This window comes from Nonomuraea fuscirosea (genome assembly GCF_035917475.1).
Lineage (GTDB): Bacteria > Actinomycetota > Actinomycetes > Streptosporangiales > Streptosporangiaceae > Nonomuraea > Nonomuraea fuscirosea.
In genome coordinates this window covers 5,634,993-5,650,109 of sequence record NZ_CP109074.1, presented here as the reverse complement: position 1 = coordinate 5,650,109, position 15,117 = coordinate 5,634,993, and the positions used below count along the sequence as shown (strand labels likewise).

Annotated in this window: 13 protein-coding genes; 7 read left to right on the top strand and 6 right to left on the bottom strand. The window is 71.3% G+C overall.

Annotated features, from left to right (window positions below; translation table 11 throughout):
• Nucleotides 1-2 precede the first annotated feature (2 nt).
• On the top strand, nucleotides 3-1,217 hold the full coding sequence (locus tag OIE67_RS25825; protein ID WP_326644623.1) for a low temperature requirement protein A: 1,215 nt from the start codon (nucleotides 3-5) through the stop codon (nucleotides 1,215-1,217).
• Nucleotides 1,218-1,278: 61 nt separating this feature from the next.
• Here OIE67_RS25825 and OIE67_RS25820 read toward each other — a convergent pair whose 3' ends face one another.
• Nucleotides 1,279-2,160 carry an ion transporter gene (locus OIE67_RS25820; RefSeq protein ID WP_326644621.1) on the bottom strand — a complete coding sequence of 294 codons (882 nt, stop codon included), beginning with the start codon at nucleotides 2,158-2,160 and terminating at the stop codon, nucleotides 1,279-1,281.
• 115 nt (nucleotides 2,161-2,275) lie between these two features.
• Here OIE67_RS25820 and OIE67_RS25815 point away from each other — a divergent pair, with 115 nt between their 5' ends.
• A complete protein-coding gene (locus OIE67_RS25815) occupies nucleotides 2,276-2,584 on the top strand; it encodes a DUF4190 domain-containing protein (protein ID WP_326644619.1) in 309 nt (102 codons plus the stop codon).
• A gap of 11 nt (nucleotides 2,585-2,595) precedes the next feature.
• On the opposite strand, the gene OIE67_RS25810 is transcribed toward OIE67_RS25815, so the two are convergent.
• Nucleotides 2,596-3,219 carry a TetR/AcrR family transcriptional regulator gene (locus OIE67_RS25810; protein WP_326644617.1) on the bottom strand — a complete coding sequence of 208 codons (624 nt, stop codon included), beginning with the start codon at nucleotides 3,217-3,219 and terminating at the stop codon, nucleotides 2,596-2,598.
• A gap of 66 nt (nucleotides 3,220-3,285) precedes the next feature.
• On the opposite strand from OIE67_RS25810, the gene OIE67_RS25805 reads away from it, so the two are divergent.
• From OIE67_RS25805 to OIE67_RS25790, 4 genes are all read left to right on the top strand, one after another.
• Complete coding sequence (locus OIE67_RS25805) at nucleotides 3,286-4,044, top strand: ABC transporter ATP-binding protein (RefSeq protein ID WP_326644615.1); 759 nt, start codon at nucleotides 3,286-3,288, stop codon at nucleotides 4,042-4,044.
• Complete coding sequence (locus OIE67_RS25800) at nucleotides 4,044-4,769, top strand: ABC transporter permease (RefSeq protein WP_326644613.1); 726 nt, start codon at nucleotides 4,044-4,046, stop codon at nucleotides 4,767-4,769. The genes OIE67_RS25805 and OIE67_RS25800 overlap by 1 nt, the downstream gene beginning before the upstream one ends.
• A gap of 97 nt (nucleotides 4,770-4,866) precedes the next feature.
• A complete protein-coding gene (locus OIE67_RS25795) occupies nucleotides 4,867-6,906 on the top strand; it encodes a spermidine synthase (protein WP_326644610.1) in 2,040 nt (679 codons plus the stop codon).
• A gap of 391 nt (nucleotides 6,907-7,297) precedes the next feature.
• Nucleotides 7,298-8,494 (top strand): cytochrome P450 family protein, encoded by a 1,197-nt coding sequence (locus OIE67_RS25790; protein ID WP_326644608.1) that lies wholly within the window; start codon nucleotides 7,298-7,300, stop codon nucleotides 8,492-8,494.
• 96 nt (nucleotides 8,495-8,590) lie between these two features.
• On the opposite strand, the gene OIE67_RS25785 is transcribed toward OIE67_RS25790, so the two are convergent.
• Nucleotides 8,591-10,171 carry an LCP family protein gene (locus OIE67_RS25785; protein WP_326644606.1) on the bottom strand — a complete coding sequence of 527 codons (1,581 nt, stop codon included), beginning with the start codon at nucleotides 10,169-10,171 and terminating at the stop codon, nucleotides 8,591-8,593.
• A gap of 133 nt (nucleotides 10,172-10,304) precedes the next feature.
• Nucleotides 10,305-11,324, bottom strand: coding sequence for a neutral zinc metallopeptidase (locus OIE67_RS25780; protein WP_326644604.1), 1,020 nt, complete (start codon nucleotides 11,322-11,324; stop codon nucleotides 10,305-10,307).
• Nucleotides 11,325-11,930: 606 nt separating this feature from the next.
• On the opposite strand from OIE67_RS25780, the gene OIE67_RS25775 reads away from it, so the two are divergent.
• Complete coding sequence (locus OIE67_RS25775) at nucleotides 11,931-12,800, top strand: LysR family transcriptional regulator (protein WP_106244972.1); 870 nt, start codon at nucleotides 11,931-11,933, stop codon at nucleotides 12,798-12,800.
• 274 nt (nucleotides 12,801-13,074) lie between these two features.
• Here the strand turns inward: OIE67_RS25775 and OIE67_RS25770 are convergent, their stop codons facing one another.
• Both OIE67_RS25770 and OIE67_RS25765 read right to left on the bottom strand, forming a co-directional pair.
• A complete protein-coding gene (locus tag OIE67_RS25770) occupies nucleotides 13,075-14,424 on the bottom strand; it encodes a sensor histidine kinase (RefSeq protein ID WP_106244971.1) in 1,350 nt (449 codons plus the stop codon).
• Nucleotides 14,417-15,091, bottom strand: a complete 675-nt coding sequence (locus OIE67_RS25765) for a response regulator transcription factor (RefSeq protein WP_106244969.1) — start codon at nucleotides 15,089-15,091, stop codon at nucleotides 14,417-14,419. Before OIE67_RS25765 ends, OIE67_RS25770 begins: the two co-directional genes overlap by 8 nt.
• Nucleotides 15,092-15,117 lie beyond the last annotated feature (26 nt).

Genomic DNA, 15,117 nt, shown 5'->3' with positions numbered 1-15,117 from the left:
CCGTGAGTGAAGCGGAAGAGCGTCACGCGAGCTGGTTAGAGCTGTTCTTCGACCTGGTGGTCGTGGTGGCGGTGATCCAGCTGGCCCACCGGCTGGCCCACCCGACCTGGCCGGACGTGGCGCTCTTCGTCGTCCTGTACTACGCGGTCTGGAGCGTGTGGACCGCCCTGACCCTGTACTCGAACGTGCGGGCCGAGCGCACCCGCATGCTCAGCATGCTGATCGGCATGTTCGGCATCGCCGTGATGGCCGCCGCCGCGCCGGACGTGGCCCGCGAGATGGACGCGGGCGGCACGCACGACGGCTGGTTCATCGCCGCGTACATCGTCTCCAGGTCGAGCGCCTCCAGAAGCCTCCAGCGAGCCGGCGCGATCATGACCGCGTGGCCCGCGGCCCAGCTGGGCGCGGGGCTGACGCCGTGGATCGCGTCCATCTGGGTCGAGGGCCCCTGGCGCTACGTCATGTGGGGCATCGGCGTCCTGCTCGACCTCGGCTTCTCCGTGGCCCGCGGCCGCCGGCCCGAACGCATGATCGAGGAGCTGAACGAGCAGATCCGGCGGCGGATGAAGCGCGACAGGCACCTCATCAGGTCCCGCCCCGTGCCCGGTGAGTACGCCCCCGCCGTGCTGGAGCCGGTCCATCTGGGGGAGCGGCTGGGACTGTTCGTGATCATCGTGCTCGGCGAGGCCGTCATGCAGGTCGTGCTGGCCGCCTCCGGGCAGTCCTGGGGGCCGGAGCTGGCGCTGGCCGCCCTGGCGGGGTTCGGGCTGATCGTCTCACTGTGGTGGATCACCCTCCAGTACGGCCTCAGCGCCGTCCCCGGCGCCGCGGAGCGGGGACTGAAGGCGTACGTGGCCCTGCCCGCGCACTTCGCCATGACGGCCGGCCTCACCGCGACGGCGGCCGGGCTGGGCGTGGTCGCCGCCGAGCCGGGCGCGCACCTGCACGGCGGGGCCGGCTGGGTGCTGGGCGGCGGGCTGGCGGTGTACTTCGCCGCCTCCGCGGCGCTGGGCCTGGCCCTGCGGGCCGAGCGGCGCTGGATCTGGGGCTGGGCCGTGCCCTCCGTCCTCGTGCCGCCGATCGTGGCCGCGGTGTCCGGGCTGCTGCCCGCCTGGCTCGTGGTCGTGCTGCTGCTCCTCGTGGCCTTGTGGCGGGTCGCCTACCGCCACCGCGGCGGCGAGGCCCCCGGCACCGCCCCCGACGCCGCCGCCGCATAGTCCCGGCCGCCGGCGCGGGCCGCGCCTTCGGGAACGGCCGCGCCTGATCGTGGCCGGGTGGTCAGTTGCGGCCGGCCTTGGCCCGGCGTGAGCGCCTGGGCTGCGGCTCGGACCGCTCCCGCACGCCGTCAGGCAACCTCTCGCGCAGGTGGGCGACCTCCGCGCGCAGCGCGGCCAGCTCGTCCAGGATCCGCTGCGTGTGCGCCGTCGTGTCCTCGATCGCCGCCAGTTCCTCGGCCCGCTCCGCCCGCTCCTCGGCCCGCTCCTCCGCGCTCTCCTCGTCCATGGCGCTCACCACGACCGCCAGGAAGAGGTTCAGCACGACGAACGTGCACACGAGGATGAAGATGGTGAAGAAGATCCACGCCGTCGGATGCCGGCTCATCACCTCCCTGGCGATGTTGCCCCAGTCGTCGCCCGTCATCGTCTGGTAGAGGGTGAACAGCGAGGTCGGCAGGTCGCCGAAGCGATCGGGCGCGGTCTGGCCGTACAGCTTCGTGGCCATGACCGCGGCGACGTACAGCACCAGCGACAGCAGCACCACGATCGAGCTCATCCCCGGCATCGCCCGCAGCAGCGCCGAGACGACGCGGCGCAGGCTGGGCACGACCGACAGCAGCCGCAGCACCCGCAGGATGCGCAGCGCCCGCAGCACCGACAGGCCGCCGGTCGTGGAGGCGAAGGCGATGCCGACGATGATCGTGTCGAAGATGTTCCACGGGTCGCGCGGGAAGGCGGCGCGTTCGACGTAGATCTTGGCGATCAGCTCGGCGGCGAAGATGTAGAGCGCGAGGTGATCGATCACGGTGAGCAGGGTGCCGTACCGCTCGACCAGGGGAGGGAAGGTCTCCATGCCGAGGGTGGCCGCGTTCAGCACGATCAGGCCGATGATGAACCGCTGGAAATGCCGGTGGGCGAGCAGGGCTCGAGTGCGTTCGCGCACGGGTGCAGGCTCCTCAGGGGTGGATCAGGTCGGCACCATGATGGCGCAATATGATCAACCCGAGGACTGTGGTATAAAACCCCCCTGACTTGTCGATGTGGGGGATCATACGACCATGTCTTATCCCGACTACGGCCAGAGCCCCTACGGTCCCGTGCCGCAGAGTCACCCCAACGGCACCACCATCCTCGTGCTGGGGATCCTGAGCCTGGTGGTGTGCTCGTTCATCGGCCCCTTCGCCTGGTCGATGGGCAACAAGGCGCTGCGCGAGATCGACGAGAGCGGCTACTGGTACGAGAACCGCGGCCACGTCCAGGCCGGCCGCATCTGCGGCATCATCAGCAGCGCGATGCTGATCCTCACCCTGGGCCTGGTGGCCATCGGCCTGCTGTTCGGCCTCCTCGGCGCCCTGTCGGACATCTGAGACCCTTCGCGCTACAGCTCGCCCAGCCCTTTCTCCAGCAGGTCGAACGCCTGGTGGGCCTGCGCCGTCAGCAGCGGCCCGATCTGCTCCCACGGCTCGCCGGCCAGCATCATGGCCTGGGCGCGCTCGCTCAGGATCCGGGTGACGGCCAGGATCTGCGCCGCCGCGACCCGCGGGACGAGGTCGCCCGGATCGGTGCCGAGCTCGCCGGCCAGCGCCCGCGCCAGGCCCTGCTCCCGCTGGAGATGGACGTCACGCAGCCGGGCCGTCAGCGCGGGACTGTCGTTGATCACCCGTGAGAAGGCGTCGTTGCCCTCGTTGAGCCCGTAGCGCCAGTCGCGCGTCTCGATCGCGCCGAGGTAGTCGCGCCGGAACGCGCGCACCACGCCCTCTCCCGGCCCCCGCTCGCGCAGCACCTGCTGCGGCAGGTCGACCACGAGGTCGTAGCGGTCGGCGAACAGGTCCTCCTTCGTGCTGAAGTAGTTGAAGACCGTGTTGACCGACACGTCGGCGGCCCGCGCCACCTCGGCCACCGTCACGTTGTCGAACCCCCGGGCCAGGAACAGGCCCGTCGCGATGTCGGAGATGCGCTCCCGCGTCTCGCGCTTCTTCCGCTCCCGCAGCCCTTCAGCCATGCCCCCATCCTATCCAATTTGCAGTCACTCTAAAATTATGGTTACTTAAATTTTGGAGGCGATACAATGATCAACACCAAGGGTCTGAGCAAGACCTTCAGGGGCGGCGCCGAGGCCGTCAGAGGCGTCGACATCTCCGTGGAGCCGGGGGAGATCGTCGGCTTCCTCGGCCAGAACGGCGCCGGCAAGACCACGACGATGCGCCTGCTGACCACCCTGCTGCGCCCCACCGCGGGCACCGCGACGGTGGCCGGCCACGACCTGATCGGCGCGCCGAAGGAGGTGCGCCGCCGCATCGGGTACGTCGCCCAGAGCGGCGCCATGCCCCCCGTTTCGCCGGTGAAGGGCGAGCTGGAGCTGCAGGGCATGCTGTACGGCCTGAGCCGGCGCGAGGTCGCCGCCAGGGCGGAGGAGGTCCTGGCCAGGATGGCGCTCACCGGCCTTGAGACCGCGTTCCCCGCCGCCCTGTCAGGCGGACAGCGCCGCCGTTTCGACATCGCGTTCGCCCTGCTGCACGATCCGGCGCTGCTCTTCCTCGACGAGCCGACCACCGGCCTGGACCCGCAGAGCCGGGCCAATCTGTGGGACCTCATCCGCTCGCTGCGCGCCGATCAGGGCATGACGGTGTTCCTCAGCACCCACTACCTGGACGAGGCCGACGCGCTCTGCGACCGGGTGCTGATCATCGACCACGGCCGCATCGTGGCCGAGGGCGCCCCGGCCGCGCTCAAGACCGGCGGGCGCACGCTCGACGACGTGTTCCTCGACATCACCGGCAGGTCGCCGCGCGCGCAGAGTGACGTGCCGACCGGCAAGGAGGCCTGATGCCACGAGAGACGTGGGTGCTGTTCCGCCACGGGCTGAGCGTCACCCTGCGGCAGAAGGTCGGCATCGCCTTCGGCGCGATCCAGCCGCTGCTGTTCCTGGTGCTGTTCGGGCCCATCTTCGCCACGTTCGGCACGTGGGAGACGCTGGTGCCCGGCCTGATCCTCCAGCTCGGGCTGCTCAGCACGGGCATGGCCGGGTTCGGGGTGGTCTTCGACAAGCGCATGGGCGTGCTGGAACGGCTGCGCGTCACCCCCGCCAGCCGGCTGGCGCTGCTGCTCGGGCGGGTGCTCAACAACGTCGTCACGCTGGTCCTGCAGACGGCGCTGCTGCTCGCGGTGGCCTTCGCGCTCGGCCTGCGGGCGCCGGCGGCCGGGCTCGCGGCCGGCTTCGTGCTGGTCGTCGTGCTGGGGGCGAGCCTGGCCGCGCTGTCGTACGCGATCGCGCTGACGATCGACGAGAACCTCTTCGCGCCGGTGATGAGCACCGCCGTGATGCCGCTGATCCTGCTGTCGGGCGCGCTGCTGCCGATGTCGATGGCGCCGGGCTGGCTCGACGGCCTGTCCTACCTGAGCCCGTTCCGCTACGTGCTGGAGGCGCTGCGCGACCTGTTCGCCGGCCGGTACGCGACCGGCACCGTGGCCACCGGCGTGGCGGTCACCGTCGTCTTCACCGCGATCAGCCTGACGATCGGCACCCGGGTGTTCAACCGCGAACAGGAGTGAGGAAGGGCCGAACGCCCCTTTCGCCGTGAAGCGGCCGGCGTTTCTCCCGGGGCGTCGGACTTCCTTGTTTTCCGTCCGTTCACTACGGTGAGACATCATGACGCTCCAGGCGCAGAAGCCGGTCGACGACGGGGAAAAAGCACACTGGCTGGCGGTGCGGCCGAGGCTCGTCCTCGCCAGTGCCTTCATGCTCTTCCTAGAGCTGGCGCTGATCCGGTGGACCGGGTCCAACATCGTCCATCTCAGCTATTTCACCAATTTCGTGCTGCTCGGGTCGTTTCTCGGCATCGGGCTCGGCTTCCTGCGCGTGGGGCGCTCGCGGCGGCAGCCCTACTACTCGCCCGTCGTGCTCGCCCTGCTCGTCATCGTGGTGCTGACCTTCCCCGTCACCGTCGACCGCAACACCGAAGGCGTCCTGTACTGGACGAGCCTGGCCACCAGCGGGCCGCCCGCCTGGGCGATCCTGCCGGTGATCTTCTGCGCCGCGGCCCTGGTGCTCATGGGGCCGGCCGAGCTGGTCGGGCGGTGCTTTCCCGAGCTGCCCCGCCTGGAGGCCTACCGCTACGACCTCATCGGCAGCCTCACCGGCATCGCGGCGTTCACCGCGCTGTCGTTCCTGAGCGCGCCGCCGGTGTTCTGGGGGCTGATCGCGGCCGTCTGCTACGGCCTGCTCCTGGTGCCCCGGCCGCCCGTGCCGTGGGTGCTCATGGTGGTCGTGCCCGCCGTGGCCGTGGTCGGGCTGCTGCTGGCCGAGACGCTCACCGCCGGGGCGCTCTGGTCGCCCTACTACAAGGTCACCACCAGGCAGCTGCAGCAGCTCGGCATCCCCGTCACCGACATCGCGGTCAACGGCATCCCGCACCAGCAGGCCGTGCCCGCCGCCGCCCGCCTGCAGTGGGAGGCCCAGTACGGCCTGCCGTACGAGCGCACCACCAAGCCGCCGAAGGACGTGCTGATCGTCGGCGCGGGCAGCGGCACCGACGTGGCCATCGCCCTGTCCAAGGGCGCCGCCCGCGTCGACGCCGTGGAGATCGACCCCAAACTGCGCGAGCTCGGCGGCTCCGTCCACCCCGACCGGCCCTACGACGACCCGCGCGTCACCACCCACGTCACCGACGGCCGCGCCTTCCTGGAGCGCACCGGCGAGAAGTACGACCTGATCCTGTTCGCCCTGCCCGACTCGCTCACCCTCGTCTCCGGCGCCAGCTCGCTGCGCCTGGAGAGCTACCTGTTCACCGAGGAGGCCATGCGGGCGGCCCGCGCCCACCTGCGGCCGGGCGGCACGTTCTCGATGTACAACTACTACCGGGAGAGCTGGCTGGTCGACCGGCTCGCCTCGACCATGCAGCGCGCGTTCGGCCACAAGCCGTGCGTGGACGTGGTCAGCACCGCCGGGCAGCAGGCCGTGATCACCGCCGGCCTGGGCGCCGCCGACCAGCGCTGCGCCACCGAATGGCCGGGTGCGGCCGCGGGCACCCCCGAGCCGGCCGGCGACGACCGGCCCTTCCTCTACCTCAAGGACGCCACGATCCCGCCGATCTACGTCATCACGCTCGGCCTGATCCTCATCGTCAGCCTGCTCGCCGTGCGCGTGGTGGCCGGCCCGTACCGGCGGATGCGCCCGTACGCGGACCTGTTCCTGCTGGGCGTCGGGTTCATGCTGCTGGAGACCAAGAGCGTGACCGGGTTCGCGCTGCTGTTCGGCACCACCTGGGTGGTCAACGCGATCGTCTTCGCCGGCGTGCTCGTCGCGGTGCTCGCCGCCGTCGAGGTGACCCGCCGCTTCCGCGTCCCGCCCCTGCCGGTCATGTACGGCGTGCTCTTCGCCGGCCTGCTGCTGGCCTGGCTCGTGCCGAACGAGTGGCTGCTCGGCCTGCCGCTCCCGGTGCGCGCGGTGGCCGCCGTGACGGTGGCGTTCCTGCCCATCTTCGCCGCCAACGTGATCTTCGCCAAGCGCTTCGCCGAGACGGCCGACGCCACCACCTCCTTCGGCGCGAACCTGCTGGGCGCGATGGTCGGCGGCTGCCTGGAGTACGTGGCGCTGGTGATCGGCTACAAGGGCCTGCTCATCGTGGCGGCCCTGCTCTACGTCGGCGCGCTCGTCCTGCTGCCGAAGAAGAACTCCGCCCTGGTGTGACCGGCCGCCGCGAATACCGGAATTGATTTCGGCGATCGCTTGACCGCGGGTCAGGGGATTTGTTTTCGGCGACGGTTGATTTGTCGCCGATCGCGAGGTGAGGTAGAGACATCAGGCTTTCCGGATAACGGTGATCGGCGTCATGAAAAGGGAAATTCAGCTTGCCCGTCGCCCGGGTGCGGCCGACCCGGGCGGCACCAGTGCGATTCCCGGAACTCCCGCCACGGCCGGATGAGCGCCGCACGCGCCGGCGGGATTTCCGGACAGCTCGGCGAACAGCCGGGGAATCGGCCCGCGGGTTGCCGCGTCGCCCCGCGGGCCGCTTTCATGACATGACTGGATTTCGCGCGACCCCGTTCCGACGCCGGATCGGCTCACCCGGAGAGGACGCATGCTGGAGGAGATGCTGCCCGGCCACGAAGGGCTGCTCGCCGACCCCTATCCCGCCTACGCCGGGCTGCGCGAAACGGGCGCGCCCCACTTCGTGAAACTGCGCGGCGGACTGTACGGCTGGCTCGTGACCCGCTACGACGACGCCAGGGCCGCGCTCGCCGACCCGAGGCTGAGCAAGGACCCGCGGCACGCCCCCGCCGACTGGCGGGAGGCGGGGCGCGGCCGGCCGCTGGAGGACCGCGCCGGGCTCGGCACGCACCTGCTCACCACCGACCCGCCCGAGCACACCAGGCTGCGCCGCCTGGTCTCCGTCTTCTTCACCCCGCGCCGGCTGGCGGAGCTGCGGCCGGGGATCGAGGAGGCGGCCCGCGCGCTCGCCGCCGGGCTGGCCCCGGGCGACGACCTGGTGGCCGGCTTCGCCTCGCCGCTGCAGTCGGGCGTGCTGTGCGACGTGCTGGGGGTGCCGATGGCCGACCGGACGGACTTCCAGCGGTGGACCACGGCGGTGGTGTCCTCCGAGGCGGTGCCGGGGGAGAGCCGGCCCGAGGCGCTGCGGGCGCTGGCCGGCTACGTGCGCGGGCTGGTCGAGGGCAGGCGGCACGCGCCCGGCGACGACCTCATCAGCACGATCACCGCCGCCGCGCTCGACGGCGACCGGCTCAGCGAGGACGAGCTGCTGTCGATGATCTTCCTGCTGCTCGTCGCCGGGCACGAGACGACCGTCGGGCTGATCGCGCTGGGCACGTACACGCTGCTGCGCCACCCCCGGCAACTGGAGCTGCTGCGGGCCAGGCCCGAGCTGATCGAATCGGCCGTGGAGGAACTGCTGCGCCACGACAGCCCGGTCGAGCTGGCCACCTGGCGCTTCCCGCTGGAGCCGGTGGAGCTGGGCGGCGTGCTCCTGCCCGCCGGTCAGCCGGTCCTGGTGGCGCTGGCCGCCGCCAACCGCGACCCGCGCCGCTTCGCCGACCCCGACCTGCCCGACCTCACCCGGACCGACAACGCCCACCTCAGCTTCGGCCACGGGCCGCACTACTGCCTGGGCGCCCTGCTGGCCCGCGTCACCGGCCGCGCCGCCCTGAGCCAGGTCGTCCGCCTGCCGGGGCTCGCCCTCGCGGTGCCGCGGGAACGCCTGCGCTGGCGGGCCAGCCTGACCGTGCGCGGGCCCGTGAGCCTGCCGGTGACCTTCGGCTGACCCCCGGGCTCACCCCGGGCGCCCGCGGCCCCGGGATCGTGCTCCTGGCGCCTTACAAGGGCCTTCGCCGTGACGCTGCTCCCAAGAGGCGTGGGCTCAGAGGCCGCAGAGCTCGTCGAGGCCCTTGGCACCGGCCCGCTGCGAGTTGCGGGTGGGCGTCTGCGTGGGACGCTGCGGCGTGACCGTGCGGGTCCTGGACGCCGTCACGCTCGGGGAGGCGCTGACGCCGGCCGTCTGCGCCTGCCGGGCCGGGCGCAGCGAGTCGTTGATCGCCTTCTTCGTGGCGGTACGGATCTTCGCCCAGTCCGGCCGGCCCGAGTAGAACTCCGGCGGCACGAACTGCAGGCTGGTGATCTTGGCCTCCTTGACCTTGACGGCCAGCTCGACGAGCGGCTGCACCAGGTGCCGGGGGATGTTCGTCTGGGCCAGCCGCTTGGCCGCGCCGGCGATCTTGTTGAACCTGGTCAGGATCACCGTGGGCGTGGCCTGCTGGGCGAAGGCGCCGATGACGCAGCGCTGGCGGCTCATCCGGGAGAAGTCGTCGCTGCCGACGCGGGAGCGGCCGTACCAGAGGGCCTGCTCGCCGGTCAGCTTGCGCTCGCCGGCCTTGATGACGCCGGCGGTGCCGTACAGGCCGCCCCACTTGACGTCCTGCTCCACCCGGATCCGCAGGCCGCCGATGGCGTCCACCAGGTCGGCGAAGCCGTACATGTTCATCAGCATGTAGTAGTCGATCTTGAGGTTCAGCGTGTAGCCGATGGCGTCCATCAGCGCCCGCGGGCCCTTGTTCCGGCCGCCCATGAGCTGCGGGTTGTCGGTGGCGTACTGCCAGACCTCGTTGAGCAGGCCGCCGTTGGGCAGTTCGGCCATGAAGCCGTTCGGGAACTGCTTGTGCAGCGGCGAGGACGGGGGGAAGCGGACGTGCTGGAGGTTGCGCGGGAGGCTGAACAGCACGGTCGTGCCGGTCTTGAGGTCCACGCTGGCCACGTTCATGCTGTCGGTGCGCACGCCGGTCCTGTTGCCTGCCGCGTCGCCGCCGATGAGCAGGAAGTTGACCCGCTCCTTGCCGTCCCAGGGGTCCTCCGGGTTCTGGGCGACGGCGGGAGTGTCGGAGTCGGGCTCCGAGGGGAAGATCGCGCCGACCGCGTCGCGCACGGTCAGCACGCTGTTGGCGGCCAGCGCGAACGGCGACATGACGGTCACGCAGAGCAGGCCCACCACGATGCCGGTCAGGATCTGGCCCTGCTGGGGCAGCTTGTTCGGCCCCAGCGCCACGTAGGAGGTCACCAGCAGCGCGAACCAGGCCAGGGCCAGCACCGAGGAGCCGATGACCACCGCGAGCATCGCCCCGTCGCCGGCCAGGCCCGCCACGTTCGACAGGTCGCCGGCCACGCTCAGGCCGTAGGCCAGGGCCCCCAGCAGCAGCACCGCGTACACGCTGACCAGGATCAGCCCGGTACGGCGGTGCCCGGCCCGCAGGTGGGCGGCGCCGGGCACGATGGCCGACAGCGCGGTCCAGCCGAGGACGGCGCCCGGCGTCAGCGGCTTGGCGAAGCGCGGGGCGGCGGGAGCGCCTTTGGCACGGCCGGCGCCCCGCTGGGCGCTCGGCCGCGTTCGTCGGATGGGGCGCCGTTTCTTGCCTTCTGGCACGGTGTCTACCCCATCGCGATTGCTCACACCCGGCTCCTTACGCGTCTACCAGGCAAAACTGACGTTTGCCCCCCGATGGGCACAAGATTGCCAGGATTCTAGTCCCCATATATGGACAACAGAGACATGTGCTCAACATGAGATGAACGCCACGCGGCTGTCAGGAGACCGTCGACGAGCTCGCCAGCCACGTATTGCACTGGTATGTCTTGCTCTTCTCCCACCCCTGGCGGAACCAGAGATTGTTGTTCGCCGGCTTGCCGTGGTCGCGCGGCCGGCCCGGCCAGTCGCCGACCTGACCGTAGAACCAGAACAGCCGGCTGCGCTGGGCGGTGCTCACCGGGTACGACGACGCGACCGACCGCATCCACATGCCGGCGAAGCAGGTTGCCTGGAGCTCCAGCCGGCGGCTCAGCGCCAGCTTGCCGCTCTGGCTGCTGGACTCCAGGGTCGAGGACCACCAGGAGTTCATCAGGCCGGTGATGTTCTGGACGTGGTGGCCGTACTCGTGGGCCATCATGCTGATGGTGCCGCCGTGCCAGCTGATGATCTCGCCGTACCCGGGGGCGTTGCCGACGCCCGACGCCAGCGCGGAGGTGGAGGCGTAGATGGTGCTGTTGCGCGGGCAGTAGTACGGCACCATGCTCCCCGGCGACGGATAGTCGCCGCAGGCGCCCCTGCCCTTCCTGGAGGCGATGGCGTAGTTGGGCGGGCGGAACCGGATGCCCTGCTTCTCCAGGATCGGCTGCCACGCCTTGTCCATGCACCTGCCGGTCTTCAGGATCAGCGCCTTGAGCTGGCCGTGGTTGAACTGGTTGACGTTGCCGCCGCGGCAGTTGAGCCGGGGCAGCGAGCCGGCCCGGTACATCGTGTTGTTGCGCAGGCTCGTGTTCACCGACACCCGGGCGGGCGTCGTCGGACGCGTCGTCGGCCGCTGGGTCGGCCGTTCCGTCGGGCGCTCCGTGGGCTGCTCCGTGGGCTGCTCGGTGGGACGTTCGGTGGGCCGGTCGCTCGGATCCGGGGTGTGCTCGTACTCGTCGGGGTCGTACGTCGGGATCGCGACCGGCGTCGAGGTCTCCGAGCTCGACGCGTTGCCGATCACCGCGATCCCGATGACCAGCAGCACGAAGAGCGCCGCCAGCGACCCGAAGACGGCGCCGAGCACCCCCGCGACGCCCATCCCCGGCTTCTTCTGCGGCGGCCGCTGCCACTGCTGGGGCGGCGGCATGGGGGGCGGCGGCGGAGGAGGCGGCTGCTGCGGGTACCCCGGCCCAGGCCCGTACTGCGGACGTCCGTACGGCGGTCCCTGGGGCGGTCCCTGCGGCGGACCCTGCGGCGGTCCCTGCGGCGGCCTGTAGGCCGGCCGGGCGTGCTGCGGGTACGGCTGCTCCTGCGGACGCGTCGGCGCGGGATGGTACGGGCGCCCCTGAGGCGGCGGCGGGGGAGGCGGCGGTGGTGGCGGGGGAGCGCCCTGACCGCCGCCGCCCGGCTGCCGGTAACCGGGCGGCGGCCAGGGCAACGAGGGTGGTCGCTGTGGCTGTCCTGGCCCATGTGGCGGGGGTGGATACTGCCCGTTCCCTGTCACCTTGTCTCCCCGTTTACCCCGATGAGTGCGATGCCTGCTTTGTGACTCGACTTGTCGGACCCTTGGCAAATTTGGGGCAAAAGCATACTGATTTAACACCCGTCACGGATGTAGCCGTGCTCGGTTACAGTCCGAAATCATTCGAGGTGATCTCCGCTATCTCCCGGTCCCGGCGGCGGGCGGTGTCCTAGCTTCTTTGGCATGAATCTCCAGCAGCTCCGCTATGTGGTCGCGACAGCGGAGCACCGCACCATGACCGACGCGGCCAGATCGCTCTACATCGCGCAGCCTGCGCTGTCTCGCGCGATCCGCGATCTCGAGCGTGAGCTCGGCATGACGCTCTTCGCCCGTTCCGGACGCGGGGTGGTCGTCACCGCGCAGGGACGCCGGGTGGTCAAGCTGGCGAGGGAGGCACTCGACGCGGTCCACGAGATCGAGGGCCTGGCCAACCAGAGCACGGCCACCGAGGCGGAACTCCGCATCGCCGCCACCCCGAGCCTCGAACCCGGCCTCGCCGGACGGCTGCTCCCCGCCTACGCGGCCGAGCATCCGGGAGTGCGCGTGCACATCGTCCGCTGCGACGGCCGTGACGGCGTCGTCAGCGCCATCCGGGATCAGCGGGCCGACCTGGGTCTCACCGACCTTCCCGTGCCCACCGACCTCATCACCCATCCGCTCGAACGCCAGGAGATCGTGCTGATCTCGCCGCCGGGGCTCGAACTGCCCAACCCGGTGCCGATGGGCAAACTGCACGGCATGCGCCTGGCGCTGCCCGCCCGCGGCAGCATGCGGCGCAGGGACCTCGACGCCATGTTCGGCAAGTACGCCGTCACCCCGGTCGTCGTCCTCGAGACCGACGAACGCAACGGCTGGCTCAACGCCGTACGCGCCGGGCAGGCCTCGCTGCTGTGGTACCGCGGGATGGCCGAGCAGGCCGGACGCGCGGGCCTGGTGGTGCGTTCGCTCGAACCCGCTGTGCGCCGCGTCATCGCGGTCGTGCACGCCCGCCGCCGCCTGCCGCTCATCGCCCAGGACTTCCTGGCCACCGCAGAAAAGGGGACAGCCGCCTGACCACTTTCGGAACGCTCCATGTCCATCCCCCGACGAGCCGCACCACGATCAACTGACAGGGCTTGGAAGACACCGAGCCCAGGGGGCCCGGCGACGACGCCGTGCCCCTGAGGGTCACCGGAATCCGCTGTCAGCTCCTGATCCGCAGCACCTCCCCGCGAACCCGCACCCGTGATACGCGCATGCCTCGTGCCTAGCACGCGGCCCGCCGGCTGACCAGGGTCCCGTGCCCCGACAGGACACAACCGGTCTGGCCCGCGCGCATCCGCAGGGGTCAGCCGCGGGCGACGGGCAGGGTGATCACGACCCGCAGTCCCGGCTCGGCGTCTTCGAGCGACACCGTCCCGCCGTGCGCCCGCACGGTCTCCCTGACGATGGCCAGGCCCAGCCCGGCCCCGCCCTCGTCGCGGCTGCGCCCGGTGTCGAGCCGGGTGAAGCGGTTGAAGACCCGTTCACGGTCCTGCGCGGGAATGCCGGGACCGTCGTCGGTGACCGTCAGGACGCCGTCGGCGGTCAGCGCCACCTCGACCTTCGAGGCGGTGTGGCGTACGGCGTTGTCCATGAGGTTCGTCAGCACCCGGCTGAGGTCGAGCGCGTCGCCGCGGACCACGACCGGGTCGCAGACCGTCAGCCGGGCCTCGGCGTAGCGGTCGGCGCTCTGCCGCACCACCTCGTCGAGGTCGACCGGCTCGCGCCGCGCGGGCACGCCGCCGCGCTCGTCCAGCCTGGCCAGCGCGAGCAGGTCCTCGGCCAGCCGGGACAGCCGCAGGGTGTCCTCCAGCACGCCCTCGGCCGTCTCCCGCCAGTCCTGCCCCTCCGGATGCCCGAGCGCCACCTCCAGCTGCAGCCGGATGCTGGCCAGCGGGCTGCGCAGCTCGTGGGCGGCGTCGGAGACCAGCCCCCGCTGACGCTGCTCGGCCTCCTCCAGCCGGGACAGCATGCCGTTCAGCGTGGTGGCCAGCGAGTGCACCTCGTCGCGCGACTCGGGCACCGGCAGCCGGCGCGACCTGGCCGTGTGCGTGATGTCCGCCGCTCCCTTGCGCAGCGCCGCGATCGGGCGCAGCGTCCGGCCGATCATCAGCCAGCTCGCCACCGCCAGCAGCACCACCAGCGCCGGGGTGCCGATCAGCAGCACCTTCCCGGCGGTGACGAGGCTGGTCTGGATCTCGGAGATGGGCCTGGCCGCCACCACCGTCTGCCCCCGGTCCGCGCGCAGCACGATGACTCGCAGGAACCCCGGGATGGCGTACGGCCGCCCGTCCAGCAGCGTCGCCTTCCCCTCCGCCAGCACCTTCGCCCTGGCCCGCGCGTCCAGCAGCGGCACCAGCCGGTCGGTGCCGTACGTGACGTGCGTGATCCGCCCCCGGTCGTCGATGACCTGCACGAGCGTGCCGTCGTGCGTGGTGATCGGGCTGGTCAGCGTGCCCCCGTCGGCTGCCACCCGCACCGCCTGCGCCTGCTGCCTGGTGGACTCGTCCACGGTGTCCATCAGGGCTCGTTCGAGCACGCTGACCAGCACGGAGGCCGACAGGGCGAGCGCCAGCGCGAGCACGGCCGCGGCGGCCACCGTGAGCCTGAACCGCAGCCCCTGCCGCCGCCACCAGGCCAGCGGAGAGTCAGCCACCGTCGCCCGCCAGCCGGTAGCCCGCGCCGCGCACGGTCTGCAGCGCGTTCCTCCCGTACGGGGCGTCGATCTTGCGGCGCAGGTAGCCGACGTAGACCTCGACCACGTTGGGGTCGGTGTCGAAGGTGTCCCACACGTGCTCCAGGATCTCCGACTTCGACACCACCTCGTCGCGCCGCCGCAGCAGGTACTCCAGCAGCGCGAACTCCCTGGGCGTCAGCTCGATCGCGTTCTGCCCCCGCTCGACCTTGCGCCTGGCCGGGTCCAGCGACAGGTCCCCGGCGCTCAGCACCGACGGCCGCCGCCCGGCGTCGCGCCGCATCAGCGCCCGCAGCCGGGCCACCAGCACCACGTACGAGAACGGCTTGGTCAGGTAGTCGTCGGCGCCCAGGTCGAGGCCGTCGGCCATGTCGTACTCGCCGTCCTTGGCGGACAACATCAGGATCGGCACCCAGTTCTCCTCGGCGCGCAACTGCTTGCACACGTTGTAGCCCGACAGCCGGGGCAGCATGATGTCCAGCACCACGACGTCGTAGTCACCCTGCCTGGCGGCGTACAGGCCCTCCTCGCCGTCGTGCGCGAGGTCCACGGCGAACCCCTCGGCTTGGAGCCCCCGCTGGAGCGCGGCGGCCATCCGCCGCTCGTCCTCGACGACAAGTACCCTCATGTGGCGATTCTCCTGTTCCGGCCCTG

What these genes read in the sequence shown, in the direction of transcription:
- OIE67_RS25810 (WP_326644617.1), bottom strand. Translation starts at nt 3,219, where the DNA reads ATGGCTGAAGGGCTGCGGGAGCGGAAGAAGCGCGAGACGCGGGAGCGC.
- OIE67_RS25790 (WP_326644608.1), top strand. Translation starts at nt 7,298, where the DNA reads ATGCTGGAGGAGATGCTGCCCGGCCACGAAGGGCTGCTCGCCGACCCC.
- OIE67_RS25795 (WP_326644610.1), top strand. Translation starts at nt 4,867, where the DNA reads ATGACGCTCCAGGCGCAGAAGCCGGTCGACGACGGGGAAAAAGCACAC.
- OIE67_RS25780 (WP_326644604.1), bottom strand. Translation starts at nt 11,324, where the DNA reads ATGGGCGTCGCGGGGGTGCTCGGCGCCGTCTTCGGGTCGCTGGCGGCG.
- OIE67_RS25775 (WP_106244972.1), top strand. Translation starts at nt 11,931, where the DNA reads ATGAATCTCCAGCAGCTCCGCTATGTGGTCGCGACAGCGGAGCACCGC.
- OIE67_RS25815 (WP_326644619.1), top strand. Translation starts at nt 2,276, where the DNA reads ATGTCTTATCCCGACTACGGCCAGAGCCCCTACGGTCCCGTGCCGCAG.
- OIE67_RS25805 (WP_326644615.1), top strand. Translation starts at nt 3,286, where the DNA reads ATGATCAACACCAAGGGTCTGAGCAAGACCTTCAGGGGCGGCGCCGAG.
- OIE67_RS25765 (WP_106244969.1), bottom strand. Translation starts at nt 15,091, where the DNA reads ATGAGGGTACTTGTCGTCGAGGACGAGCGGCGGATGGCCGCCGCGCTC.
- OIE67_RS25800 (WP_326644613.1), top strand. Translation starts at nt 4,044, where the DNA reads ATGCCACGAGAGACGTGGGTGCTGTTCCGCCACGGGCTGAGCGTCACC.